23 protein-coding genes and 1 tRNA gene are annotated in these 24,110 nt (G+C 61.0%); all 24 read left to right on the forward strand.

Translation table 11 applies throughout. The annotated features are described in order from the left end of the window. Nucleotides 1-121: 121 nt before the first annotated feature. The 24 genes from GHK62_RS01405 (at nucleotide 122) to GHK62_RS01520 (ending at nucleotide 24,057) form a co-directional block, all read left to right on the forward strand. Nucleotides 122-198 (forward strand) — tRNA-Asp (locus tag GHK62_RS01405). Between the two features lie 306 nt (nucleotides 199-504). Continuing rightward, a complete protein-coding gene (locus GHK62_RS01410; RefSeq protein ID WP_153436574.1) occupies nucleotides 505-870 on the forward strand; it encodes an NADH-quinone oxidoreductase subunit A in 366 nt (121 codons plus the stop codon). After that, the gene (locus tag GHK62_RS01415; RefSeq protein WP_153436575.1) at nucleotides 861-1,439 is read left to right on the forward strand and encodes a NuoB/complex I 20 kDa subunit family protein; all 579 of its coding nucleotides are present in this window, start codon (nucleotides 861-863) and stop codon (nucleotides 1,437-1,439) included. The genes GHK62_RS01410 and GHK62_RS01415 overlap by 10 nt, the downstream gene beginning before the upstream one ends. Nucleotides 1,440-1,458: 19 nt before the next feature. Continuing rightward, nucleotides 1,459-2,064, forward strand: a complete 606-nt coding sequence (locus GHK62_RS01420) for an NADH-quinone oxidoreductase subunit C (RefSeq protein WP_153436576.1) — start codon at nucleotides 1,459-1,461, stop codon at nucleotides 2,062-2,064. Between the two features lie 56 nt (nucleotides 2,065-2,120). Next, nucleotides 2,121-3,311, forward strand: a complete 1,191-nt coding sequence (locus tag GHK62_RS01425; RefSeq protein ID WP_153436577.1) for an NADH-quinone oxidoreductase subunit D — start codon at nucleotides 2,121-2,123, stop codon at nucleotides 3,309-3,311. Continuing rightward, nucleotides 3,311-3,565 (forward strand): hypothetical protein, encoded by a 255-nt coding sequence (locus GHK62_RS01430; protein WP_136504278.1) that lies wholly within the window; start codon nucleotides 3,311-3,313, stop codon nucleotides 3,563-3,565. Before GHK62_RS01425 ends, GHK62_RS01430 begins: the two co-directional genes overlap by 1 nt. Nucleotides 3,566-3,581: 16 nt before the next feature. Next, the gene (locus GHK62_RS01435; protein WP_153436578.1) at nucleotides 3,582-4,721 is read left to right on the forward strand and encodes an NADH-quinone oxidoreductase subunit E; all 1,140 of its coding nucleotides are present in this window, start codon (nucleotides 3,582-3,584) and stop codon (nucleotides 4,719-4,721) included. Between the two features lie 11 nt (nucleotides 4,722-4,732). Next, entirely contained in the window at nucleotides 4,733-6,037 is a 1,305-nt protein-coding gene (gene nuoF / locus GHK62_RS01440) for an NADH-quinone oxidoreductase subunit NuoF (RefSeq protein WP_153436579.1), read from the forward strand. A gap of 6 nt (nucleotides 6,038-6,043) precedes the next feature. Further along, on the forward strand, nucleotides 6,044-6,688 hold the full coding sequence (locus GHK62_RS01445; RefSeq protein WP_153436580.1) for an NADH:ubiquinone oxidoreductase: 645 nt from the start codon (nucleotides 6,044-6,046) through the stop codon (nucleotides 6,686-6,688). 115 nt (nucleotides 6,689-6,803) lie between these two features. Next, the gene (gene nuoG / locus GHK62_RS01450) at nucleotides 6,804-8,885 is read left to right on the forward strand and encodes an NADH-quinone oxidoreductase subunit NuoG (RefSeq protein ID WP_153436581.1); all 2,082 of its coding nucleotides are present in this window, start codon (nucleotides 6,804-6,806) and stop codon (nucleotides 8,883-8,885) included. Nucleotides 8,886-8,905: 20 nt separating this feature from the next. Continuing rightward, entirely contained in the window at nucleotides 8,906-9,949 is a 1,044-nt protein-coding gene (gene nuoH, locus GHK62_RS01455) for an NADH-quinone oxidoreductase subunit NuoH (protein ID WP_153436582.1), read from the forward strand. 64 nt (nucleotides 9,950-10,013) lie between these two features. Continuing rightward, entirely contained in the window at nucleotides 10,014-10,505 is a 492-nt protein-coding gene (gene nuoI / locus GHK62_RS01460) for an NADH-quinone oxidoreductase subunit NuoI (protein ID WP_136504284.1), read from the forward strand. A gap of 144 nt (nucleotides 10,506-10,649) precedes the next feature. Then, nucleotides 10,650-11,264, forward strand: a complete 615-nt coding sequence (locus GHK62_RS01465) for an NADH-quinone oxidoreductase subunit J (protein WP_153436642.1) — start codon at nucleotides 10,650-10,652, stop codon at nucleotides 11,262-11,264. Nucleotides 11,265-11,292: 28 nt separating this feature from the next. Beyond that, nucleotides 11,293-11,601 (forward strand): NADH-quinone oxidoreductase subunit NuoK, encoded by a 309-nt coding sequence (nuoK, locus tag GHK62_RS01470; RefSeq protein ID WP_066869967.1) that lies wholly within the window; start codon nucleotides 11,293-11,295, stop codon nucleotides 11,599-11,601. Nucleotides 11,602-11,608: 7 nt separating this feature from the next. Next, nucleotides 11,609-13,603 carry an NADH-quinone oxidoreductase subunit L gene (gene nuoL, locus GHK62_RS01475; protein ID WP_153436583.1) on the forward strand — a complete coding sequence of 665 codons (1,995 nt, stop codon included), beginning with the start codon at nucleotides 11,609-11,611 and terminating at the stop codon, nucleotides 13,601-13,603. After that, nucleotides 13,603-15,114 carry an NADH-quinone oxidoreductase subunit M gene (locus tag GHK62_RS01480; protein WP_153436584.1) on the forward strand — a complete coding sequence of 504 codons (1,512 nt, stop codon included), beginning with the start codon at nucleotides 13,603-13,605 and terminating at the stop codon, nucleotides 15,112-15,114. The genes nuoL and GHK62_RS01480 overlap by 1 nt, the downstream gene beginning before the upstream one ends. Before the next feature lie 19 nt (nucleotides 15,115-15,133). After that, on the forward strand, nucleotides 15,134-16,579 hold the full coding sequence (gene nuoN, locus GHK62_RS01485) for an NADH-quinone oxidoreductase subunit NuoN (protein ID WP_153436585.1): 1,446 nt from the start codon (nucleotides 15,134-15,136) through the stop codon (nucleotides 16,577-16,579). Continuing rightward, a complete protein-coding gene (locus tag GHK62_RS01490) occupies nucleotides 16,576-17,343 on the forward strand; it encodes a biotin--[acetyl-CoA-carboxylase] ligase (RefSeq protein WP_153436586.1) in 768 nt (255 codons plus the stop codon). The genes nuoN and GHK62_RS01490 overlap by 4 nt, the downstream gene beginning before the upstream one ends. Before the next feature lie 25 nt (nucleotides 17,344-17,368). Next, complete coding sequence (locus GHK62_RS01495) at nucleotides 17,369-19,036, forward strand: ribonuclease J (protein WP_153436587.1); 1,668 nt, start codon at nucleotides 17,369-17,371, stop codon at nucleotides 19,034-19,036. A gap of 60 nt (nucleotides 19,037-19,096) precedes the next feature. Continuing rightward, a complete protein-coding gene (gene mce, locus GHK62_RS01500) occupies nucleotides 19,097-19,501 on the forward strand; it encodes a methylmalonyl-CoA epimerase (protein ID WP_153436588.1) in 405 nt (134 codons plus the stop codon). Nucleotides 19,502-19,660: 159 nt separating this feature from the next. After that, nucleotides 19,661-19,930 (forward strand): DUF1467 family protein, encoded by a 270-nt coding sequence (locus GHK62_RS01505; RefSeq protein ID WP_153436589.1) that lies wholly within the window; start codon nucleotides 19,661-19,663, stop codon nucleotides 19,928-19,930. A 764-nt stretch (nucleotides 19,931-20,694) separates the two neighbouring features. Beyond that, entirely contained in the window at nucleotides 20,695-22,023 is a 1,329-nt protein-coding gene (proS, locus tag GHK62_RS01510) for a proline--tRNA ligase (RefSeq protein WP_153436590.1), read from the forward strand. An 18-nt stretch (nucleotides 22,024-22,041) separates the two neighbouring features. Further along, a complete protein-coding gene (locus GHK62_RS01515; RefSeq protein ID WP_153436591.1) occupies nucleotides 22,042-23,352 on the forward strand; it encodes a lipoprotein-releasing ABC transporter permease subunit in 1,311 nt (436 codons plus the stop codon). Nucleotides 23,353-23,370: 18 nt separating this feature from the next. Continuing rightward, on the forward strand, nucleotides 23,371-24,057 hold the full coding sequence (locus tag GHK62_RS01520) for an ABC transporter ATP-binding protein (RefSeq protein ID WP_153436592.1): 687 nt from the start codon (nucleotides 23,371-23,373) through the stop codon (nucleotides 24,055-24,057). The last annotated feature ends 53 nt before the right edge of the window (nucleotides 24,058-24,110 follow it).

Consider the following 24,110-nt stretch of genomic DNA (forward strand, 5'->3'; position numbering starts at 1 on the left):
CGGCCTGTCACGCCGGAGGTCGCGGGTTCGAGCCCCGTCACTCGCGCCACTCTTGAAAGGCAAAGCAGCGGCATTCTCAAAATGTGCCGATGATGTAATAATGGCCAGATGGCCATGATGCGCGGGTGTAGCTCAGTCGGTTAGAGTGCCGGCCTGTCACGCCGGAGGTCGCGGGTTCGAGCCCCGTCACTCGCGCCATTTCTCCTGTCTTTCGATGCGATCTGGTGGCGCGGATTTCCGTGTTTTGCATTGCGGCATTGTGTCTCGGTGCGCAACCATCTGCGGCAAAGTTCGTCCGTTCCCACAAATGCGCGCTTTGACGCTGCTGCGCCGAATGATGTCGCATTATCCTTGTGTCGCGAAGCGGTTTAAATGCCCCTTGAAGGCTTGCGCGCGGGCGCGGCCTGCGCTAACCACTCTGGCGTTGCAACATATTTTTCGGCCTGCGAGATTTGTTGTTTTAGCGCTTCTCCGGCGCTCTCCCGCAGGCAGGGACGGATAACAATGACTGAACTTCTCGGTTCCTATGTTCCGATCGCGATTTTCATTGGAATCGCGCTTGTGATCGGCCTCGCACTCCTGGTCGCCCCTTTTGCTGTCGCCTTCAAGGCGCCCGATTCGGAAAAGCTGTCGGCCTACGAATGCGGCTTCAATGCGTTCGACGACGCCCGCATGAAGTTCGACATCCGTTTCTATCTCGTGTCGATCCTCTTTATCATCTTCGATCTGGAAGTGGCGTTCCTCTTCCCCTGGGCTGTCTCGTTCAGGGAAATGGGCTGGTTCGGCTTCTGGTCGATGATGGTCTTCCTCCTGGTGCTGACGGTCGGCTTTATCTATGAATGGAAGAAGGGAGCGCTGGAATGGAACTAACATCCGGCACCACGCTCGTTGCGCCGCAGCCGAAGGGGATCATCGATCCCTCGACCGGCAAGCCGATCGGCAGCAATGACGCTTTCTTCGGCGAGATCAACAACGAGCTTGCCGACAAGGGTTTTCTCGTTACCTCGACCGACGAGCTGATCAACTGGGCCCGCACCGGTTCGCTGATGTGGATGACCTTCGGTCTTGCCTGCTGCGCTGTCGAAATGATGCAGATGTCGATGCCGCGCTATGACGCCGAGCGTTTCGGCTTCGCACCGCGCGCCTCACCGCGCCAGTCCGACGTCATGATCGTCGCCGGCACGCTTACCAACAAGATGGCACCCGCGCTTCGCAAGGTCTACGACCAGATGCCGGAGCCCCGCTATGTCATCTCGATGGGCTCCTGCGCCAACGGCGGCGGCTACTATCACTATTCCTATTCGGTCGTGCGCGGTTGCGACCGCGTCGTGCCCGTCGACATCTACGTGCCAGGCTGTCCTCCCACGGCAGAAGCGCTGCTCTATGGCGTGCTTCTGCTGCAGAAGAAGATCCGCCGGACCGGCACGATCGAGCGCTAAGGGCAGGGGAGTCTTTAAGATGAGTGAAGCCCTGAACGAGCTTGCCTCCTATCTGCGCGAGATGCGGGGTGCGCTGATCGCCGATTCGTCGATCAAATACGGCGAATTGACCCTGACGGTGGAGGCCGAGCACCTCATTGCGCTCCTGAGTTTCCTGCGCGACGACGTGCAGTGCGGTTTTGTCAGCCTGATCGATGTCTGCGGCGTAGACTACCCGCAGCGGCCGGATCGTTTCGACGTCGTCTATCATCTGCTGTCGCCGCGCCAGAACCTGCGTGTCCGTGTCAAGGTCGCAACTGCCGACGGCGACCCCGTGCCTTCTGCCACTTTGGTCTATCCGGGTGCGGACTGGTTCGAGCGGGAAGCTTACGACATGTACGGCATCCTCTTCACCGGGCATCCGGATCTGCGCCGCATCCTGACGGACTACGGTTTCGAAGGCCATCCGTTGCGCAAGGACTTCCCGCTGACCGGTTTCGTCGAGGTGCGTTACGACGACGAAGCCAAGCGGGTCGTCTACGAACCCGTCGAGCTGAAGCAGGAGTTCCGCAACTTCGATTTTCTTTCGCCCTGGGAGGGGACCGAATACGTCCTGCCCGGCGACGAGAAGGCGAAGGCACGGTGATTTAAGTCGGCCCGTGGCGGTCCGGCGAGGACGCCAACCGGCCTGGAGCAATCGGTATGACCGAACATAACGTTCGCAACTTCAACATCAACTTTGGCCCGCAGCATCCGGCGGCGCACGGCGTTCTGCGTCTCGTGCTTGAGCTCGACGGCGAAATCGTCGAGCGCGTCGATCCGCATATCGGCCTCCTGCATCGCGGCACGGAGAAGTTGATCGAGGCCAAGACCTACCTGCAGGCCATCCCCTACTTCGATCGGCTCGACTATGTTGCGCCGATGAACCAGGAGCATGCCTTCGCGCTTGCCGTCGAAAGACTGACACGCACTGAGGTGCCGATCCGCGGTCAGCTTATCCGTGTTCTTTACTCGGAAATCGGCCGTATCCTTTCGCATCTTCTTAACGTGACAACGCAGGCGATGGACGTCGGTGCGCTGACGCCGCCGCTCTGGGGTTTCGAAGAGCGCGAGAAGCTGATGGTCTTCTACGAGCGCGCCTGTGGCGCCCGCATGCACTCGGCCTATATTCGGCCGGGCGGCGTGCACCAGGACCTGCCGCATCAGCTCGTCGAGGACATCGGCAAATGGATCGATCCGTTCCTGAAGACCGTCGACGATATCGACGAGCTGCTTACCGGTAACCGTATCTTCAAGCAGCGCAACGTCGATATCGGCGTCGTAAAGCTGGAGGATGCCTGGGCCTGGGGCTTCTCCGGCGTGATGGTGCGCGGCTCGGGCGCCGCCTGGGACCTGCGTCGCGCGCAGCCCTATGAGTGCTATTCCGATCTCGAATTCGATATCCCGATCGGCAAGAACGGCGACTGCTACGACCGCTACCTGATCCGCATGATCGAAATGCGCGAATCTGCGAGGATCATGCGCCAGTGCGTGAACCGCCTGCTCGGCGACGCCAAGGCCGGGCCGGTCTCTTCGATGGACGGCAAGATCGTGCCGCCGAAGCGCGGCGAGATGAAGCGTTCGATGGAGGCCTTGATCCATCACTTCAAGCTCTATACCGAGGGCTACCACGTCCCGGCCGGCGAAGTTTATGCCGCGGTCGAGGCGCCCAAGGGCGAATTCGGCGTCTATCTGGTCTCCGATGGTTCCAACAAGCCATACCGGTGCAAGATCCGCGCCCCGGGCTATGCCCACCTGCAGGCCATGGACTTCATCTGTCGCGGACACCAGCTCGCCGACGTCTCGGCCGTGCTCGGATCCCTGGACATCGTGTTTGGCGAGGTAGACCGCTGATGCGTCTGGCGCCGCTTGCCGTTCTCGGGCTTCTTGCGTTCACTTCTGCGGCTTTCGCCCAGGAGGACGTGAACAGCGCGTCGTCCGAGGCATTGCGCGGCGGCTCCATGTCCGCGCTCCTGTCGAAGGGCTATGAGATCAAGGCCGCGGTCGCCAACGGCACGCGCTACATCGTATTTTTGCAGAAAGACCAGTCAGCCTATGCCTGCGAATTCGTCTCCGTGGCGAAATCGCGGTGCGGTTCGATTAACTGATAAGGTGTCCACTAGAATGTCCGTTCGTCGACTAGCCGAAGACACTGTCCAGCCAGCGAGCTTTGCGTTCAACAAAGAGAATGCTGCCTGGGCGAAGGCAACGATCAAGAAATATCCGAAAGGCCGCGAGCAGTCGGCGGTCATTCCCCTGCTGATGCGCGCTCAAGAGCAGGATGGCTGGGTCACGAAGGCAGCGATCGAGTCGGTAGCAGACATGCTTGGCATGCCCTATATCCGCGTTCTCGAGGTTGCGACGTTCTACACGCAGTTCCAGCTGAAACCGGTCGGCACGCGTGCGCACGTGCAGGTTTGCGGAACCACGCCGTGCATGCTGCGCGGCGCCGAGGACCTGATCAAGGTCTGCAAGAGCAAGATCGCCTCGGATCCCTTCACCCTGAACGAGAGCGGTACCCTGTCGTGGGAAGAAGTCGAATGTCAGGGCGCCTGCGTCAATGCGCCGATGGTGATGATCTTCAAGGATACGTTCGAAGACCTGACGCCTGAGCGCCTGGAACAGATTATCGACGACTTCGAAGCAGGCAAGGGTGCGGCAGTTACGCCCGGCCCGCAGATCGACCGCGTCTATTCCGCGCCCGTTGGCGGTCCGACGACATTGCTGGCGCTGGATCCGGCGACGACAAATAGCCCCGCACAGGCAAATCCCGGCCGGGCGAAGAAGACCTCGAACGAGCCGGCGGTCAGCATCCCGCCGGCGAACGCAGCAAGGGCGAAGACCGCAAGCGCGGTTACCAATCCCACATTGAAGACGCCGGCCACCGCGCGGAAAGAAGCGGCAACCATCGCCAAGATCGAAGGCGAGACCGTCGACAAGTCCAAGCCTGCCAAGCCTGCGGTCGTAGGCCGGCCGTCTCTCGAAGACAAAAACCGCCCGGCGAGTATCGAGAAGCCGGCGACGGTCGACGATCTCAAGCTGATCTCGGGCGTCGGCCCCAAGATCGAGGGGATCCTGCATGAGATCGGCATCTACACGTTTGCGCAGGTTGCCTCCTGGAAGAAGGCCGAGCGCGAATGGGTCGACGGGTATCTGAATTTCAAGGGCCGTATCGAGCGCGACGATTGGGTCAAGCAGGCCAAGGCGCTCGCCAAGGGCGGTGAAGCCGAATACATCAAGGTTTTCGGCAAGAAGCCGCGGTAAAGAGGTGAACCATGCTAAAAGATGAAGACCGCATCTTTACCAATCTCTACGGCCTCAAGGACAAATCCCTGAGGGGCGCCATGGCGCGCGGCCACTGGGACGGCACCAAAGAGATCCTGGAAAAGGGCCGCGACTGGATCATCAACGAGATGAAGGCTTCCGGCCTTCGCGGCCGCGGTGGCGCCGGCTTCCCGACCGGGCTGAAGTGGTCCTTCATGCCGAAAGAAAGCGACGGACGGCCGCATTATCTCGTGGTCAACGCGGACGAGTCGGAGCCCGGCACCTGCAAGGACCGCGACATCATGCGCCACGATCCGCACACGCTGATCGAAGGCTGTCTGGTCGCGAGCTTCGCCATGGGCGCCCATACCGCCTACATCTACGTGCGCGGCGAATATATCCGCGAGCGCGAGGCGCTGCAGGCGGCGATCGACGAATGTTATGACGCTGGTCTGCTCGGCAAGAACAACAAGCACGGCTGGGACATGGACATCTACGTCCATCACGGCGCCGGTGCCTATATCTGCGGCGAAGAAACCGCATTGCTCGAAAGCCTTGAGGGCAAGAAGGGCCAGCCGCGCCTGAAGCCGCCGTTCCCGGCAAACATGGGTCTCTACGGCTGCCCGACGACCGTCAACAACGTTGAATCGATCGCGGTCGCGCCGACCATTTTGCGCCGCGGCGCGAGCTGGTTCTCCTCGATCGGCCGCCCGAACAATGTCGGCACGAAGCTGTTCATGATCTCCGGCCACGTCAATAAGCCGTGCACCGTCGAAGAGGCGATGGGCATCACGTTCCGCGAGCTGATCGAAAAGCATGCGGGCGGCATCCGCGGCGGCTGGGACAATCTCTTGGCCGTCATTCCGGGTGGTGCGTCGTGCCCGGTCGTGAAAGCCGAAGACATCATCGACTGCCCGATGGATTTCGACGGTCTGCGCGAAGTCAAGTCGTCCTTCGGCACCGCTGCGGCGATCGTCATGGACAGGTCCACCGACATCATCAAGGCGATCGCCCGCATCTCGGCATTCTTCAAGCACGAGAGCTGCGGCCAGTGCACGCCTTGCCGCGAGGGCACGGGCTGGATGTGGCGCGTGATGGAACGCATGGTGCAAGGCCGTGCGCAGAAGCGCGAGATCGACATGCTTTTCGATGTGACGAAGCAGATCGAGGGCCACACCATCTGTGCGCTTGGCGATGCGGCCGCCTGGCCGGTTCAGGGCCTTATCCGCAACTTCCGCCCGGAGATCGAAAAGCGCATCGACGAATACACACGCAACGCGACGTCACACGGCGCGGTGCTCGAAGCAGCGGAGTAACGACCGATGGCCGGGGCACGTAAGGACGGACAAAGCATGGAAAAGGCCGGCGTAGTCATTCCATTCGCGCGGTCCCTCGACGTCGACCCGGCCGATCCGTTCGGCATGGCCGAATGGATGAAAAACATGCCGAACCTGCCGCTGCACCCGCTGATGGCGCATCCGACGGCCGCGGTCGCGGCCGCGACGGCGCTTGGCTTCGGCCTGTCGAGCCATATCGCCGGCATCATGTTCGGCGCCATGCAGGGCGCTGTGAGTGCAATGCAGCAAGGCATCTTGGCGCCGGTGCTGCCACAGGCAGCCGCGCCGAAGCCTACGGCAGCGCCGGCCAAGCGGGTGGTAGCGCAAGCTCCGGAAGCATTGCCGGCTCCCGTTGTTGCGCGGCCCTCCAGGGTGTCCAGGCCGAAGGCAAAAGCGAAGGCGCCGGCCAAGTCTGCAAAGCCGTCGGTTGCAGCCGATGACCTCAAGCGGATTTCCGGCATCGGTCCGAAGCTTGAGCAGGTCTTGAACGCCAGGGGCATCCGCCGCTTTGCCGACATCGCCGCCTTAAGCGACGCGGACGTGGCGCGACTGGATAAGGAACTCGGCTTCGACGGCCGCATCCTGCGCGACGATTGGGTAGGGCAGGCGAAGGCGCTCAAGGGCGTGTGATGAAAGATTATGAGGCGATGACCCCTCCGCGGCCATCGCCACCAAGCGGCGTGGCCGTAACGGAATTGTCTGCCGCCGAGAGGCAGGCGGACGGAAGACAGGATTGAGTGCGAAGATGGCAAAGCTGAAAGTCGACGGAAAAGAGATCGAGGTCCCGGATCATTTCACCCTGCTCCAGGCGTGTGAAGAGGCCGGCGCCGAGGTTCCGCGCTTCTGTTTCCATGAGCGGCTTTCGGTCGCCGGCAACTGCCGCATGTGTCTGGTCGAAGTGAAGGGCGGACCGCCGAAGCCGGCAGCCTCGTGCGCCATGGGCGTGCGCGATCTGCGTCCCGGCCCGAATGGCGAGGTGCCGGAAGTGTTCACGACCACGCCGATGGTCAAGAAGGCGCGCGAAGGCGTCATGGAGTTCCTGCTGATCAACCACCCGCTCGACTGCCCGATCTGCGACCAGGGCGGTGAATGCGACCTGCAGGATCAGGCCATGGCGTTCGGCATCGACAGCTCGCGCTACCAGGAAAACAAGCGCGCGGTCGAGGACAAATATATCGGCCCGCTGGTGAAGACGGTGATGAACCGCTGCATCCATTGCACGCGCTGCGTCCGCTTCACGACGGAAGTCGCCGGCATTGCCGAGCTCGGCCTCATCGGCCGCGGCGAGGACGCCGAGATCACCACTTATCTCGAACAGGCGATGACCTCAGAACTGCAGGGCAACGTCGTCGACCTTTGCCCGGTCGGCGCTCTGACCTCCAAGCCCTTCGCCTTCACGGCCCGTCCCTGGGAACTGAACAAGACGGAGTCGATCGACGTCATGGACGCCGTCGGTTCCGCGATCCGCGTCGACACGCGCGGCCGCGAAGTGATGCGCATCATGCCCCGCGTCAACGAGGACATCAACGAGGAGTGGATCTCCGACAAGACCCGCTTTATCTGGGATGGGCTGAAGACACAGCGCCTCGACCGTCCCTACGTCAAGAAGGATGGCCGTCTACAGCCCGCAAGCTGGAGCGATGCGTTCCAGGCGATCAAGGCTGCCGTGGCAAACACCTCGGGCGACAAGATCGGTGCGATCGCCGGCGATCTCGCTTCCGTCGAAGAGATGTACGCTCTGAAGGAGCTTGTTGCGTCGCTCGGCTCTGAGAACATCGACTGCCGGCAGGACGGTGCCGCACTCGACCCATCGCTCGGCCGCGCCAGCTACATCTTCAACCCGACGATCCAGGGTATCGAAAACGCCGATGCGCTGCTCATTATCGGCTCCAACCCGCGCTTTGAAGCGTCCGTGCTCAATGCGCGCATCCGCAAGCGCTACCGCATGGGCAATTTTCCGATCGGCGTGATCGGCGAACAGAGTGAACTGCGCTACGACTATGAATATCTCGGCGCGGGCAGCGAAACGCTTGCCGAACTCCTTTCCGGCAAGGCCAAGTTCGTCGCCACCTTGAAGAAGGCCGAGCGGCCGCTGATCGTCGTCGGCCAGGGTGCGCTGGCAGGGGAGGGCGGTGCGGCCGTCCTCGCAAATGCGGCAAAGCTCGCAGTCGCGGTCGGCGCGGTCGGTGCGGATTGGAACGGCTTCGCCGTGCTTCACACCGCAGCCTCGCGCGTCGGCGCTCTCGATCTTGGCTTCGTCCCCGGCAAGGGCGGCAAGTCGGCCGCGGAAATGGTCGCCGGCACCGACGTGCTCTTCCTGCTCGGTGCGGATGAGATCGACCTTTCGGCGCGAAAGGCCGGCTTCACCGTCTATATTGGTTCGCACGGGGACAACGGCGCACATGCGGCCGATGTCATTCTCCCGGGCGCGACCTATACCGAAAAGTCCGGGACCTGGGTCAATACAGAAGGCCGGGTACAGGTTGGTAGCCGCGCGGGCTTCGCCCCGGGCGACGCGCGTGAGGACTGGGCCATTATCCGCGCGCTTTCCGATGTGCTCGGCCGGAAGCTGCCCTTTGATTCGCTTGGCGAATTGCGTGCGAAACTCTACGCGGCACATCCGCATTTCGCCGAGATCGACGCTATCGCAGCCGGCGACAGCGATGAAATTGCCGCACTCGCACAAAAAGCAGGTGCGATGGCAAAATCCGCGTTTGCGTCTCCGGTCAAAGACTTCTATTTGACGAACCCGATAGCGCGCGCATCCGCCGTCATGGCCGAATGCTCGGCTTTGGCACGCAACAATTTCAAAGCTGCGGCGGAATGAGCGCGAGGGAATAGAGTATCATGGACGCTTTCGTTTCGACCTATCTCTGGCCTGCGATCATCATGATCGCCCAGTCGTTGCTGCTGCTGGTCGCGCTGCTGGTCTTCATCGCCTACATTCTGCTGGCCGACCGCAAGATCTGGGCCGCTGTGCAGCTCCGCCGCGGCCCGAACGTCGTCGGTCCCTGGGGATTGTTCCAGTCCTTCGCCGACCTCCTGAAATTCGTTTTCAAGGAGCCGGTCATTCCGGCTGGTGCCAACAAGACGATCTTCCTCCTTGCGCCGCTGGTTTCGGTGACGCTTGCGCTTGCTGCCTGGGCGGTCATTCCGCTCAACGCAAACTGGGTGATCGCGAACATCAACGTCGGCATCCTCTTCGTCTTCGCCATATCTTCTCTTGAAGTTTATGGCATCATCATGGGCGGCTGGGCGTCTAACTCGAAGTATCCCTTCCTCGGCGCCTTGCGTTCCGCCGCGCAGATGGTGTCCTACGAAGTCTCGATCGGCTTCGTCATCGTCACGGTTCTGCTTTGCGTCGGCTCGCTCAACCTGACGGACATCGTCACCGCACAGACCGACGGCCTTGGAACGATGATCGGCCTACCGGCGTCGTTCCTCGACTGGCATTGGCTGTCGCTGTTCCCGATGTTCGTCGTGTTCTTCATCTCGGCACTTGCCGAGACGAACCGTCCGCCCTTCGATCTGCCCGAAGCCGAATCCGAACTCGTTGCCGGCTTCATGGTCGAATACGGCTCTACTCCGTATATGATGTTCATGCTCGGCGAATACGCGGCGATCTGCCTTATGTGCGCGCTGACGACGATCCTGTTCCTCGGCGGCTGGCTTCCCCCGCTCGACGTGTGGTTCCTGAACTGGGTCCCGGGCATCGTCTGGTTCGTGCTGAAGGCCTCGTTCGTGTTCTTCATGTTCGCGATGGTCAAGGCTTTCGTGCCGCGCTACCGCTACGACCAGTTGATGCGCCTCGGCTGGAAGGTCTTCCTTCCGCTGTCGCTCGCCATGGTCGTCATCGTCGCATTCGTTTTGAAGCTGATGGGGTGGGCTTGATGTCCGTCCGCGCTTCGCTGCATACCGCCGGCGTCTCCGAGGCCGGCAAGTTTGGAGGTAAATGATGGCCGGTCTCTCGCAAGCCGTCAACTCGCTGTTCCTCAAGGAATTCGTCGGCGCGTTCTTCTTGTCCATGCGCTATTTCTTCAGGCCGAAGGCGACCGTGAACTATCCCTTCGAAAAGGGGCCGGTCAGCCCGCGTTTCCGCGGTGAGCATGCGCTCCGCCGTTATCCGAACGGGGAAGAGCGCTGCATCGCCTGCAAGCTGTGCGAGGCGATCTGTCCTGCCCAGGCAATCACCATCGAGGCCGGCCCGCGCCGCAACGACGGCACGCGCCGCACGGTGCGCTACGACATCGACATGGTGAAGTGCATCTATTGCGGGTTCTGCCAGGAAGCCTGTCCGGTCGACGCCATCGTCGAGGGGCCGAACTTCGAATTCGCCACCGAAACGCGTGAAGAGCTTTACTACGACAAGGAAAAGCTGCTCGCCAATGGCGACCGTTGGGAACGGGAAATCGCGCGCAACATCGCGATGGACTCGCCCTACCGCTGAGGCTATCTGCGTGACGCTGTATCGCGCCGCTTAAGAGCGACGCATGTGAAACAGGTATTGGGCGCCGGCCGGACCGTGTCCGGCTTTGCCCATGGAGTGGAGGCAGGCGCCTTCACGCCGAGCAAGACGAAAAAGGCACCGATCATGGGTCTGCAGGTTCTTTTTTTCTATCTCTTTGCCTTCATTGCGGTGGCATCGGCATTCATGGTCATTGCATCGAAGAACCCGGTTTATTCGGTTCTGTTCCTGATCCTGACCTTCTTCAACTCGGCGGGGCTCTTCCTGCTGACGGGGGCCGAGTTCCTGGCAATGATCCTGCTCGTCGTCTATGTCGGCGCGGTGGCGGTTCTGTTCCTGTTCGTCGTGATGATGCTCGACATCGATTTCGCGGAGCTGCGCGCGGGTGTGCTTGAATATGCGCCGATCGGCGCTCTGATCGGGTTGATCCTTGCGGCCGAACTCATCATCGTCGTCGGCGGCACGACCTTCTCGCCGGAAATCGCCAAGGGTATCGCGATGCCGATTCCGCCGGTAAGCGAGCGGACCAATACGGCCGCACTCGGCGACGTTCTCTACACACATTACATCTACTTCTTCCAAATCGCGGGGCTCGTGCTGCTCGTCGCCATGATCGGCGCCATCGTGCTGACGCTGCGCCACCGCCAGAACATCAAGCGCCAGAGCATTCCGCGGCAGGTTGCCCGCGCACCCGAGACCGCTGTCGAGGTGATCACGGTCAAGCCGGGGCAGGGCATCTAATCCGGACGCGAGGTCGAGGAACTACAACATGGAAATCGGAATTTCCCACTATCTGACCGTCAGCGCCATCCTGTTCACGCTCGGCGTCTTCGGCATCTTTCTCAACCGGAAGAACGTCATCATCATCCTGATGTCGGTGGAACTGATCCTGCTCGCTGTCAATATCAACATGGTGGCCTTCTCGGCCTTCCTGAACGACATCACCGGCCAGGTCTTCGCGCTGTTCATTCTGACGGTGGCGGCCGCCGAAGCGGCTATCGGACTTGCAATTCTCGTCGTCTTCTATCGCAACCGCGGCTCGATCGACGTCGAAGACATCAACACGATGAAGGGCTGATTGGGCTATGGACACCATTATCAAGGCTATCGTCTTTCTGCCTCTGATCGGCTTTCTCGTTGCTGGTCTTCTGGGCACGCAGATCGGTGCCAAGGCATCCGAATATGTGACAAGCGGGCTGATGGTTATCGCGGTCGCGCTGTCCTGGCTCGTTTTCTTCAACGTCGCGCTCGGCGAAGAGGAAATGCTCAAGGTTTCGGTACTGCGCTGGATCCAGTCCGGCAGCTTCGATGTCGAATGGGCCTTCCGTGTCGACACCCTGACGGCCGTCATGTTCGTGGTCGTCAACACGGTTTCGACGCTGGTGCACATCTATTCGATCGGATACATGCATCATGATCCGAACCGGCCGCGTTTCTTCGCCTATCTGTCGCTCTTCACCTTCGCGATGCTGATGCTGATCACGTCGGACAATCTCCTGCAGATGTTCTTCGGCTGGGAAGGCGTGGGCCTTGCGTCCTATCTGCTGATCGGCTTCTGGTACAAGAAGCCTTCGGCCAACGCTGCGGCGATCAAGGCCTTCATAGTCAACCGCGTCGGTGACTTCGGCTTCTCGCTCGGCATCTTCCTGGTCTTCGTGCTTTTCGGTTCGATCAATCTCGAAACCGTTTTCGCCACCGCCCAGAGCTACCTGCCTGCAGAAGGCGCCGAAGCCGGGGAAGCCGTCATCACGCTCTTCGGTATGCATCTCGACAAAGCGAACGCCGTGACGGCTGCCTGCCTGCTGCTCTTCATGGGCGCGATGGGCAAGTCGGCGCAGTTCCTTCTGCACACATGGCTGCCGGATGCCATGGAAGGCCCGACCCCGGTGTCGGCCCTCATCCATGCCGCAACCATGGTCACCGCCGGCGTCTTCCTCGTCGCGCGCATGTCGCCGCTGTTCGAACTCTCGCCCGATGCATTGACGGTCGTCACGCTGATCGGCGCCATCACCGCCTTCTTTGCCGCGACCGTCGGCCTCGTTCAGAACGACATCAAGCGCGTCATCGCCTATTCGACCTGCTCGCAGCTCGGCTACATGTTCGTGGCGCTCGGCGTCGGCGCCTATGGCGCCGCGATCTTCCACCTCTTCACGCATGCCTTCTTCAAGGCGCTCTTGTTCCTTGGTGCCGGTTCGGTGATCCACGCCGTCGATGGCGAGCAGGACATGCGCTACATGGGCGGCTTGCGCACACACATTCCGGTCACCTACTGGATGATGTTCATCGGCACGATTGCGCTGACGGGCGTCGGCATTCCCGGAACCGTCATCGGCACGGCCGGCTTCTTCTCGAAGGATGCGATCATCGAGTCGACCTTCGCCTCGCATAGTGCCGTCTCTACCTTCGCCTTCATCCTTCTGGTAATCGCCGCTCTGTTCACGAGCTTCTATTCGTGGCGCCTGACGTTCATGACCTTCCACGGCAGACCGCGGGCTTCCTCGGATGTCATGCATCACGTCCATGAATCGCCGCAGGTGATGTTGGTGCCGCTTTATATCCTGGCCGCCGGCGCGCTTGTCGCGGGCTTCCTGTTCCACGATTATTTCTTCGGCCATCACTATGCCGAGTTCTGGCAGGGCTCTCTCTTCACGCTGCCGGAAAATGAAATTCTCGAGGAATACCACCACGTTCCGCTGTGGGTGCGGTGGAGCCCGTTCGTGGCCATGGCGCTCGGCCTCTACACCGCCTGGTACATGTACATCCGCTCGCCGGAGACGCCGAAGTACCTCGCCAACCAGCACCGCGGTCTTTACCAGTTCCTGCTGAACAAGTGGTACTTCGACGAGCTCTACGATTTCCTGTTCGTTCGTACCGCCAAGCGCCTCGGCACCTTCCTCTGGAAGGAGGGTGACGGCCGGGTGATCGACGGCTTTGGACCGAACGGTGTTGCGGCGCGTGTCCTCGATGTAACCGATCGCGTCGTGCGGATGCAGACCGGTTACCTTTATCACTACGCGTTCGCCATGCTGATCGGCATCGCTGCGCTCGTTACATGGATGATGCTCGGGAGTTCTTTCTGATGACCGATTGGCCCGTACTTTCCGCGGTCACCTTCATGCCGCTCGTCGGCGTTCTGCTTCTCTTGCTGACAAGGGAAGACAGCGTCTACGGCCGCCGGAACATCCTGAACGTGTCGCTGCTGACGACGATCTTCACCTTCGCCGTCTCGCTCTACATCTGGTATCAGTTCGACCCCTCGAACCCGGGCTTCCAGATGGTCGAGAAGCGCGAGTGGCTCGGCACCGGCATCTCCTATCACCTCGGCATCGATGGCATTTCCGTGCTGTTCGTGCCGCTGACCGCCCTCTTGATGCCGTTCTGCGTGCTGGCGAGCTGGCTCACGATCGAGAAGCGCCTGAAGGAATACATGATCGCGTTTCTGATGCTGGAAACGCTGATGCTCGGCGTCTTCGTCTCGCTCGACATCGTGCTCTTCTACGTGTTTTTCGAAGCAGGCCTCATTCCGATGTTCATCATCATCGGCGTCTGGGGCGGCAGGGATCGCGTCTATGCGAGCTACAAGTTCTTCCTCTACACGCTGTTGGGCTCGGTGCTGATGCTGCTCGCCATCATGGCGATGTATTGGCAGGCCGGCACGACCGATATCACAGAACTGCTGGCCTACAAGTTCCCGCGCGAGATGCAGACCTGGCTATGGCTTGCCTTCTTCGCCTCCTTCGCGGTGAAGATGCCGATGTGGCCGGTGCACACCTGGCTTCCCGACGCGCACGTCCAGGCGCCGACTGCGGGGTCGGTCATTCTGGCTGGCATCCTCTTGAAGCTCGGCGGCTACGGCTTCCTGCGCTTCTCGCTGCCGATGTTCCCGCTCGCGTCGGACTATTTCGCGCCGTTCGTGTTCACGCTGTCGATCGTCGCGATCATCTACACCTCGCTGGTGGCGATGATGCAGACCGATATCAAGAAGCTGATCGCCTATTCCTCGGTGGCGCACATGGGCTATGTCACCATGGGCACGTTTGCCGCCAATACGCAGGGCGTGCAGGGCGCAATCTTCCAGATGCTGTCGCACGGCATCGTCTCGGGAGCGCTCTTCCTTTGCGTCGGCGTCGTCTATGACCGCCTGCACACCCGCGAGATCGCGGCCTACGGCGGCCTCGTCAATAACATGCCGAAATACGCGGTCGCCTTCATGGTCTTCACCATGGCGAACGTCGGCCTTCCCGGGACCTCGGGCTTCGTCGGCGAAGTGCTGACGCTGGTGGGTGCCTTCCGCGCCAATACCTGGGTCGCCTTGTTCGCCACCAGCGGCGTCATTCTCTCGGCCGCCTATGCGCTCTGGCTCTATCGCCGGGTGATTTTCGGTGCGCTCGAGAAGGAAAGCCTGAAGGCGCTCCTCGATCTATCGGCACGTGAGAAGCTTATCCTCTATCCGCTGGTGATTCTGACGATCTTCTTCGGTGTCTATCCGGCACCGGTCTTCGATGCGACCGCGGCCTCCGTGGATCTGCTCGTAAACAACTACTCCGCAGCCCTGCAGGCAGCGCAAGACGTTGCGCTTTCGGTGCAATGACCACAGGACGTGACTGGACATGACTGCTGAAACCCTCTTCGCAAGCCTGCAACTCTCGGTTCCCGAGCTGATCCTCGCGGCCGGCGCGATGGTGCTATTGATGATTGGCGTCTTTTCGAACGAAAGGTCGTCCACGCCAACCGTAACCGGACTTGCCGTCGCACTGCTGATCATCGCCGGGCTGTGGCTCGTCCTGAAGACAGGCGAGGGTGAGGCCTATGGCGGCGCCTTCCTTTCCGATCCCTTCGCCAAGTTCATGAAGGTCCTGGCGCTGATCGGCTCGATTACGGCGATGGTGATGACCGTCGGTCATGCCCGTTCGACCCAGATCGACCGCTTCGAGTTTCCGGTGCTGCTGGTGCTGGCGACCCTCGGCATGCTGCTGATGATCTCCGCGAACGACCTGATCTCGCTCTACCTGTCGCTGGAGCTGCAGTCGCTGGCGCTCTATGTCGTGGCGGCGATCAATCGTGACAGCGTCCGTTCGACGGAAGCCGGGTTGAAATACTTCGTTCTCGGCGCCCTGTCGTCGGGCATGCTGCTTTACGGCATGTCGCTCGTCTACGGCTTCACCGGCCATACCGGTTTCGACGAGATCGCCGCGGCCCTTACGGCGGAAGGCCGTTCGCTGGGCCTCGTTTTTGGTCTGGCCTTCATCCTCGCGGGCCTAGCCTTCAAGATTTCCGCGGTTCCGTTCCACATGTGGACGCCGGACGTCTATGAAGGCGCACCGACCCCGGTCACCGCCTTCTTCGCAGCCGCACCGAAGGTCGCGGCGATGTCGATCCTCGTTCGCATCGTCATCAATGCCTTCGAACCGGTGGTCGCGGACTGGCAGCAGATCGTCGTTTTCATCTCGATCGCTTCCATGCTGCTCGGCGCTTTCGCGGCAATCGGCCAGAGGAACATCAAGCGGCTGATGGCGTATTCGTCGATCGGTCACATGGGTTATGCGCTGGTCGGTCTTGCGGCTGGCTCGATGGCGGGCGTGCGCGGCGTGATCCTCTACATGCTGATCTACATGATCATGACGCTCGGCACCTTCGCCTGCATTCTCGCCATGCGCCGCAAGGAAGGCGAGCACGTCGAGAATATCGATGACCTTGCCGGCCTCTCGCAGACCAATCCGTTTATGGCGACGGCTTTGACGATCCTGATGTTCTCGCTGGCAGGCATCCCGCCGCTCGCAGGCTTCTTCGCGAAGTATTTCGTGTTCGTCGCCGCCATCGAGGCGCATCTCTACGCGCTCGCGATCATCGGCGTGCTCGCGTCTGTCGTCGGTGCCTATTATTACCTGCGCGTCATCAAGGTCATGTGGTTCGATGAGGCCAAGGGTGAGTTCGCGCGCACCGCCGGCGAACTGCGCCTTGTCTTCGGCCTCTCCGGTCTGTTCGTTCTCGGATACGTGCTGATCGGCGGACCGCTCGGAAGCGCCGCGGAAGTTGCGGCGCGGACCTTCTTTTGACCGGCGGGAAGGGCGGCGGCCGGATTTCGCCTGACGACTTCCGGCATGTTGCGCTTGCCGAGACCATCTCGACCAACAGCGAGTGTCTGGCGAAGGCGCGCGAAGGTGATCCCGGCAATCTCTGGATCACCGCCGGCCGGCAGACGGGCGGCCGCGGCCGTCGCGGCCGCGCATGGGTTTCCGAGCCCGGCAACCTCTACGCATCGCTGCTTCTCATCGATCCGGCGCCGATTGCGCGATTGCATTCGCTGCCGCTTGCCGTCGCGGTGGCCGCGCATCGGGCGATCCGGACAGTAATGCCGCCGGCCGCGGCGCCGGTGGAAATCAAATGGCCGAACGACATCCTCGTCGATGGCAAGAAGGTATGCGGCATTCTTCTTGAAGGAGAGGAACTTGCCGACGGCCGCCGGGCACTGGTCATCGGCATCGGGGTAAATGTCGGCATCGCACCTGAAGGAGCGCTCTACCCCGCGACGTCACTTCGTCGCGAGGGGGCGTCGGCGTCGCCGGATGAGCTGTTCGCACATCTTTTTCTCGCTGTGGCCGAGATGCTCTCGCTCTGGGACCGCGGCGCAGGCATCGCCAAGATCATCGAGCTCTGGCGTGCGGCGGCGCGGGGGATCGGCGAGACGATCACCGTCAACCTGCCGGATCGGTCGCTTTCGGGCCGCTTTGCCGGTATTGATCAGGACGGCCGGTTGTTGCTCGACACGGGATCCGGCACCCAGCAGGCGATTGCCGCCGGTGATGTATTTTTTGGATGATTGAAGAATAGGGGCGCGCAACGATATGGCGCAGGAAGAAGAACTGGTGTTCTTGCCGCTTGGCGGCGTCGGCGAAATAGGCATGAACCTCGGCCTTTATGGCTATGGCCGGCCCGGCAACCGCCAGTGGATCATGGTCGATTGCGGTGTGACTTTCCCCGGCCCGGAACTGCCCGGCGTCGAACTGGTCTTGCCGGACATCGCCTTCCTCGCCGAGGAGCGCCGCAATCTGAAGGCGATCATCATCACGCACGCGCATGAGGACCACTATGGTGCGTTGAACGACCTTTGGCCGGGCCTCAACGTTCCGGTCTATGCTTCGCCCTTCACCGCCGGCATGCTCGAGGCGAAGCGCGATTTCGAAAAAAGCCGCGGCGAAATTCCGGTCACGATCTTCAAGCAGGGGGACCGGATCAATGTCGGCCCCTTCAGCATCGAGGCAATCGGCGTCAACCATTCGATCCCTGAGCCGATGTCGCTCGTCATCCGCACGCCGCTCGGCACTATCGTGCACACGGGCGACTGGAAGATCGATCTTGAGCCGTCGCTCGGCCCGATCACGGACGAAGCGCGTTTCCGCCAGATCGGCGAGGAAGGCGTGTTGGCGCTCGTCTGCGACTCCACCAACGCGCTTCGCGACGGCGTTTCGCCATCCGAACAACAGGTTTCTGAAAGTCTCGCCAAGATCATCGCGAATGCTGAAGGTCGTGTCGGCATCACCACATTCTCCTCGAATGTCGGCCGGATCCGCTCTGTCGCCGAAGCGGCGGAGGCAGCGGGCAGGGAGGTTCTGCTGCTCGGCAGTTCGATGAAGCGCGTTGTGGACGTCGCCAGGGACCTCGGCCTGATGGAAGGTCTGAAGCCGTTCCTGGCTGAGGACGAGTTCGGCTATATTCCGCGCGACAAGGTCGTCGTGATCCTGACCGGCAGCCAAGGGGAGCCGCGGGCGGCGCTCGCCAAGATCGCCCGGGATGAGATGCGCAATGTAGCGTTTTCGGCGGGTGACACGATCGTCTTCTCGTCGCGTACCATTCCAGGAAACGAGAAGGCGATCAACGACATCAAGAATGGTCTGATCGAGCAGGGCATTCACATCATTACCGACAGCGAGGCGCTCGTGCATGTTTCCGGCCACCCACGGCGCAACGAGCTGCAGCAGATGTACCAGTGGGTCAAGCCGCAGATCGTCGTGCCCGTCCACGGCGAGGCAGCCCACCTGACCGCACATGCCGAACTGGCGCTGCACTCCGGTATCGCTAGTGTGCCGCGGCTGCGCAATGGTGAAATCCTGCGCCTGGCACCCGGCCCAGCGGAGGTGATCGACCAGGCGCCGCACGGTCGCATCTACAAGGACGGAACGTTGATCGGCGACTTCGACGAGATGGGCATCGGCGAGCGGCGTAAGCTTTCCTTCGCCGGCCACGTCTCCGTCAATGTCGTGCTCGACAATCGCTATGATTTCCTCGGTGATCCGGATGTCGTACCGATCGGACTTCCGGAATTCGACGACGAGGGCGAGGATATGGGCGATACGCTCTACGACGCTGTGCTCGGCGCGGTGGAAAGTATCCCTCGGGCAAAGCGGAAGGATCTCGCCATGTTGCAGGAAGCGGTTCGCCGCGCTGTGCGCAGTACCGCCAATCAGGTATGGGGCAAGAAGCCGGTTGTCACGGTTTTTGTTACCAAAGTCTGATTTCCCCACCTGAAGGCGCGACGTAATCCACTGCGGAGCCTCGAAGGAAGGGAGCATTCGATGTTGGGAAGGGTAAATCATGTGGCGATCGCCGTGCCGGATTTGGCAACGGCGGCTGAAAGTTACCGTACGATGCTCGGCGCAAACGTCACCGAGCCGCAGGCGCTTCCCGAGCACGGTGTCACGGTCGTGTTCGTAACGCTCCCGAATACGAAGGTGGAACTGCTGGAGCCGTTGGGCGCGGCATCCCCGATTGCCGCTTTTCTTGCGAAGAACCCTGCGGGCGGCATGCACCACATCTGCTATGAGGTGGCGGACATCATTGCGGCTCGCGACCGGTTGAAGGAGGCGGGAGCGCGGGTGCTCGGCGATGGCACGCCAAAAATCGGCGCCCATGGCAAACCGGTTCTGTTCCTGCACCCTAAGGACTTTCAAGGCACCTTGATCGAACTGGAAGAGGTGTGACAGTCGGGCGCGGCCCACTTGTTTGCCGGCCGGGCTGAGTGGCGCTATAAGGCGGACGCGATGGCCTTGCAGCAATTCAAAGTGCGACAGCGTCCTCTGCGCGTCTGATCAGACGCGCGGCGCTGCAGGGCCATCCAGCGATAAGAATTGAGACCTGCAATGTCCGTTTTTTCGACCCTTGCTATCTATTTCATCATCTGGTGGCTCACGCTCTTTGCCGTTCTGCCGCTGGGAGTGCGCACGCAAGCGGAGGAAAACGATGTCGTGCCCGGCAGTGTCGAAAGCGCTCCCGCGCGGTTCCGCGCCCTGCGCGTCGTGCTGCTGACCACCGCCATCGCTGCTGCCATTCACCTCGGCTGGTATTTCGTTTCGGTCAAACTGGGATACGGGATCGATTCCATCCCGCGTTTCGCGCCGAAATTTTATTGAATGGCTGCCGAGGCCTACTGCGAATTGCCGATGGGCAAAAATCGTGCCAGCGGGCAAAAGCCCGCCGCCAAATTCGCAGTTGAATATTTGTTTTCTCGCAGTTCCGAGGGAGAACGGGTGGCGCCGACGCCGGGACCCAAGCGGCAACGAAAATTCTCGGGTTGACTGCCAGAGAATTGACATATTTCAACAGTGCTTCGGTGAAAGGGAGGCTGCGAAAAGCAAAAAAAAACAAGGCGTAAAGCCTTGTTTTCTAAGTTTCGCGTGATCTTTAATCCGTTTCCGGCGGCAGCGAACGAGCGCGCCTAAGATCTTATCCTCCCAAGACTTGACCGCGAATTCCGGCAAGAATTTGGTCTTCTTGCCTGTTTTGTGAGCCGAAATTAGCTCAAACATTGGGCGCTGTCATCTGCTTTTTTTGCATTTTTGCTACAGTCCGGTAATTTTTTTCCGTTGACAGGAGCCGTCCTTGTTCTGTTACTACCGTGCTCTTTTGACGCAGGCCAGCCCCGCGCATTTCCCACCAAACGCCATCTATTATGTGGTTTTCTTCCCGCTGCGGCAGGGTTTTCATCCGCGCGCGAAGCGGTTATGAACGCTGAGCTCGAAATGCTTTCCACCGGCCGTGTCGGAGGAGAAATTCAAGAGTACGATCGCAATGGGCTAAGCCGCTTCTCCTTGCTCGGGCGAAGGTGGCCGAAGCACAACGTCATTTCGCCCGAATCCGCCGATAGTGCGAAGTCCACCAAGTTCTGGAACCTGTCATGCGCCTGTCCCGCTTTTTCATGCCCATCTTGAAGGAAAATCCGAAGGAAGCGGAAATCGTTTCCCACCGCCTGATGCTGCGGACGGGCATGATCCGCCAGCAATCTGCCGGCATCTATACCTGGCTGCCGCTTGGCAAGCGCGTGCTCGACAAGGTCAACGCGATCATTCGCGAAGAACAGAACCGCTCCGGCGCAATCGAGCTCCTGATGCCGACCCTGCAGTCGGCGGAGCTGTGGCAGGAGAGCGGACGCTACGATGCCTATGGCAAGGAAATGCTGCGCATCAAGGACCGGCAGGACCGGCCGATGCTCTATGGCCCGACGAATGAGGAGATGATCACGGACGTATTCCGCTCCTACGTGAAGTCCTATCGTGACCTGCCGCTCAACCTCTATCACATCCAGTTGAAGTTCCGCGACGAGATCCGTCCGCGCTTCGGCACGATGCGCTCGCGCGAGTTCCTGATGAAGGACGCCTATTCCTTCGATCTTGATCGCGAAGGGGCGGAGCACGCCTATAACCGGATGTTTGCGGCTTATCTGCGCACCTTCGCCCGCATGGGCTTGCGTGCCATCCCGATGCGCGCCGACACAGGGCCGATCGGCGGCAATCTCAGCCACGAGTTCATCATCCTTGCCGACACGGGCGAGTCGGAAGTCTTCTGCCACAAGGACTTCCTCGGATTCGACATCCCGGGCGAGGATACCAATTTCGACGATGTCGCCGGCCTGAAGGCGATCTTCGAGAAGTGGACCTCACGTTATGCCGCAACCTCGGAAATGCATGATGAGGCGGACTTCAACGCCATTCCCGAGAGCGAACGCCTGTCGGCGCGCGGCATCGAGGTCGGCCACATCTTCTACTTCGGCACAAAATATTCCGAAGCGATGGGCGCGAGGGTGCTCGGACCGGACGGCAAGGAGCACACCGTGCACATGGGCTCCTACGGTATCGGCCCGACCCGTCTTGTGCCCGCGATCATCGAGGCATCGCACGACGAAAACGGTATCATCTGGCCGAAGTCGATCGCCCCGTTCGATGTCGTCGTCATCAACATGAAAGCGGGTGATGCCGCTTGCGATGCGGCGAGCGCCACGCTCTACTCGGGATTAGGGAAGGCCGGATTCGACGTGCTTCTGGACGATACCGATGACCGCGCCGGCGCGAAGTTTGCGACCGCCGACCTTATTGGTGTCCCTGTCCAGATCATCGTTGGACCGCGGTCGGTTGCGAACGGCGAAGTCGAGATCAAGGATCGCAAGACCGGCGCGCGCGAGACGATGACGATCGAAGCCGCGATCAACAAGCTGGTTGCGACGAGATAAAGGACGAAGGAAGCGAAGATGACCGCGGCGACTGAAGACCAGGTGCAGGCTGCCGCTAAGTCGGGCGTGCCTTCCAGCCGTCCCTTTTCCGCGTTCGAGCGCATGGTGGCCTGGCGCTATCTGCGCTCGCGTCGGAAAGAGGCCTTCATCTCGGTCATAGCCGGCTTCTCATTCATCGGCATCATGCTGGGTGTTGCGACGTTGATCATCGTCATGGCGGTGATGAACGGATTCCGGACCGAGCTCATTTCCCGCATCCTCGGCATGAACGGCCATATCATCGTGCAGCCGCTCGATGGTCCGCTGACCAACTACGCGGAACTCGCCAATAAGTTTTCGGCGGTGCCGGGCGTGACCATGGCGATCCCGATGGTCGAGGGACAGGTGCTCGCCCAGGGCTACGGTGATGCGTCGACAGGGGCCCTCGTTCGCGGGGTCCGTCCTGACGACCTCTCGAAGCTGAAATCCATTTCCGAGCACATCCAGTCCGGCGATCTGGTCGGCTTTGCGTCTGGCAGCGGTGTTGCAATCGGTTCGCGCATGGCCGAACAGCTGGGCATCCGTGTCGGCGGCACGATTACGCTGACCTCGCCGAACGGCGATGTGACGCCCATGGGCATGAATCCGCGCGTCAAGGCCTATACCGTCTCGGCGATCTTCGAAATCGGCATGTCGGAATATGACGCAACGATCATCTTCATGCCGCTCGAGGAGGCGCAGCTTTACTTCAACGCCGAGGGCCTCGTCCAATCGATCGAAATTTTCGCCGAACATCCGGACGCGGTCGATTCCCTGCGCAAGCCCATTGAAGATGCGGCCGGCCGGCAGATCTTCATCACCGACTGGCGCGACCGCAACAAAACCTTCTTCTCTGCGCTTGAGGTCGAGCGCAACGTGATGTTCATGATCCTGACGCTGATCGTGCTGGTTGCGGCCTTGAACATCATTTCTGGCCTCATCATGCTGGTGAAGGACAAGGGCAGCGACATTGCAATCCTCAGAACCATGGGCGCAACGTCCGGATCGGTGATGCGCATCTTCTTCATGACCGGCGCCGCCATCGGGGTCGCCGGCACGATCGCCGGCGTGCTCCTTGGCGTCGTCGTCTGCCTTAATATCGAATCGATCCGCCAGTTCTTCTCGTGGGTCTCGGGAACGACGCTCTTCAATCCCGAGCTCTATTTCCTGAGCCAGCTTCCCGCCGATATGAATGCGGACGAGACGATTGCCGTCGTCATCATGGCGATTGCCCTTTCCTTCCTTGCCACGATCTTCCCGGCCTGGCGTGCCTCGCGCCTCGATCCGGTGCAGGCCCTGCGGTACGAATAACAAGGACAAGAACGCAAAATGAATGCGCGTGTGGCACTGCAGCTCTCCGGCATCGAGCGGCACTATGGCGAGGGCGACACCTACCTCCCGATTCTCAAGGGCGTCGATTTCACGCTGCGAAGCGGTGAGACCGTCGCGCTCGTGGCGCCTTCGGGAACCGGCAAGTCGACGCTCTTGCATGTCGCGGGCCTGCTCGAACATCCGGACGCGGGCGAAGTCGTCGTGAATGGACTGGCTTGCAACGGGCTCAGCGATGATCGGCGCACGGCTATCCGGCGAAAGGAAATCGGCTTCGTCTATCAGTTCCATCACCTTCTGCCGGAATTTTCCGCGCTGGAAAACATCATGATGCCGCAACTGATCGCCGGCCTTCCGAAGGCAGAAGCGGCGGAGAGAGCCGCCGCTTTGCTCGACTATATGCGCATCGGCCACCGTGGCAGCCATAGGCCGGCTGAGCTTTCGGGCGGCGAGCAGCAGCGCGTCGCCATCGCCCGTGCTGTGGCCAATGCGCCGCTCGTTCTGCTGGCCGATGAGCCGACCGGCAATCTCGATCCCGAGACCGCCGGCTATGTGTTCGAGGCGATGGAGGCACTGGCACGCCAGTCGGGCCTTGCCGCACTGATTGCGACGCACAATCATGAACTCGCCTCCCTGATGGATCGCCGTGTGACGATCGAGGACGGGAAGGTCGTCGAACTGAAGTAGTGCGCGGGTAGAGCAGGAGGAAAGTGTGCGGCTTCCCGCGCGCGTCCCGCTCC

This window comes from Sinorhizobium terangae (assembly GCF_009601505.1).
Lineage (GTDB): Bacteria > Pseudomonadota > Alphaproteobacteria > Rhizobiales > Rhizobiaceae > Sinorhizobium > Sinorhizobium terangae.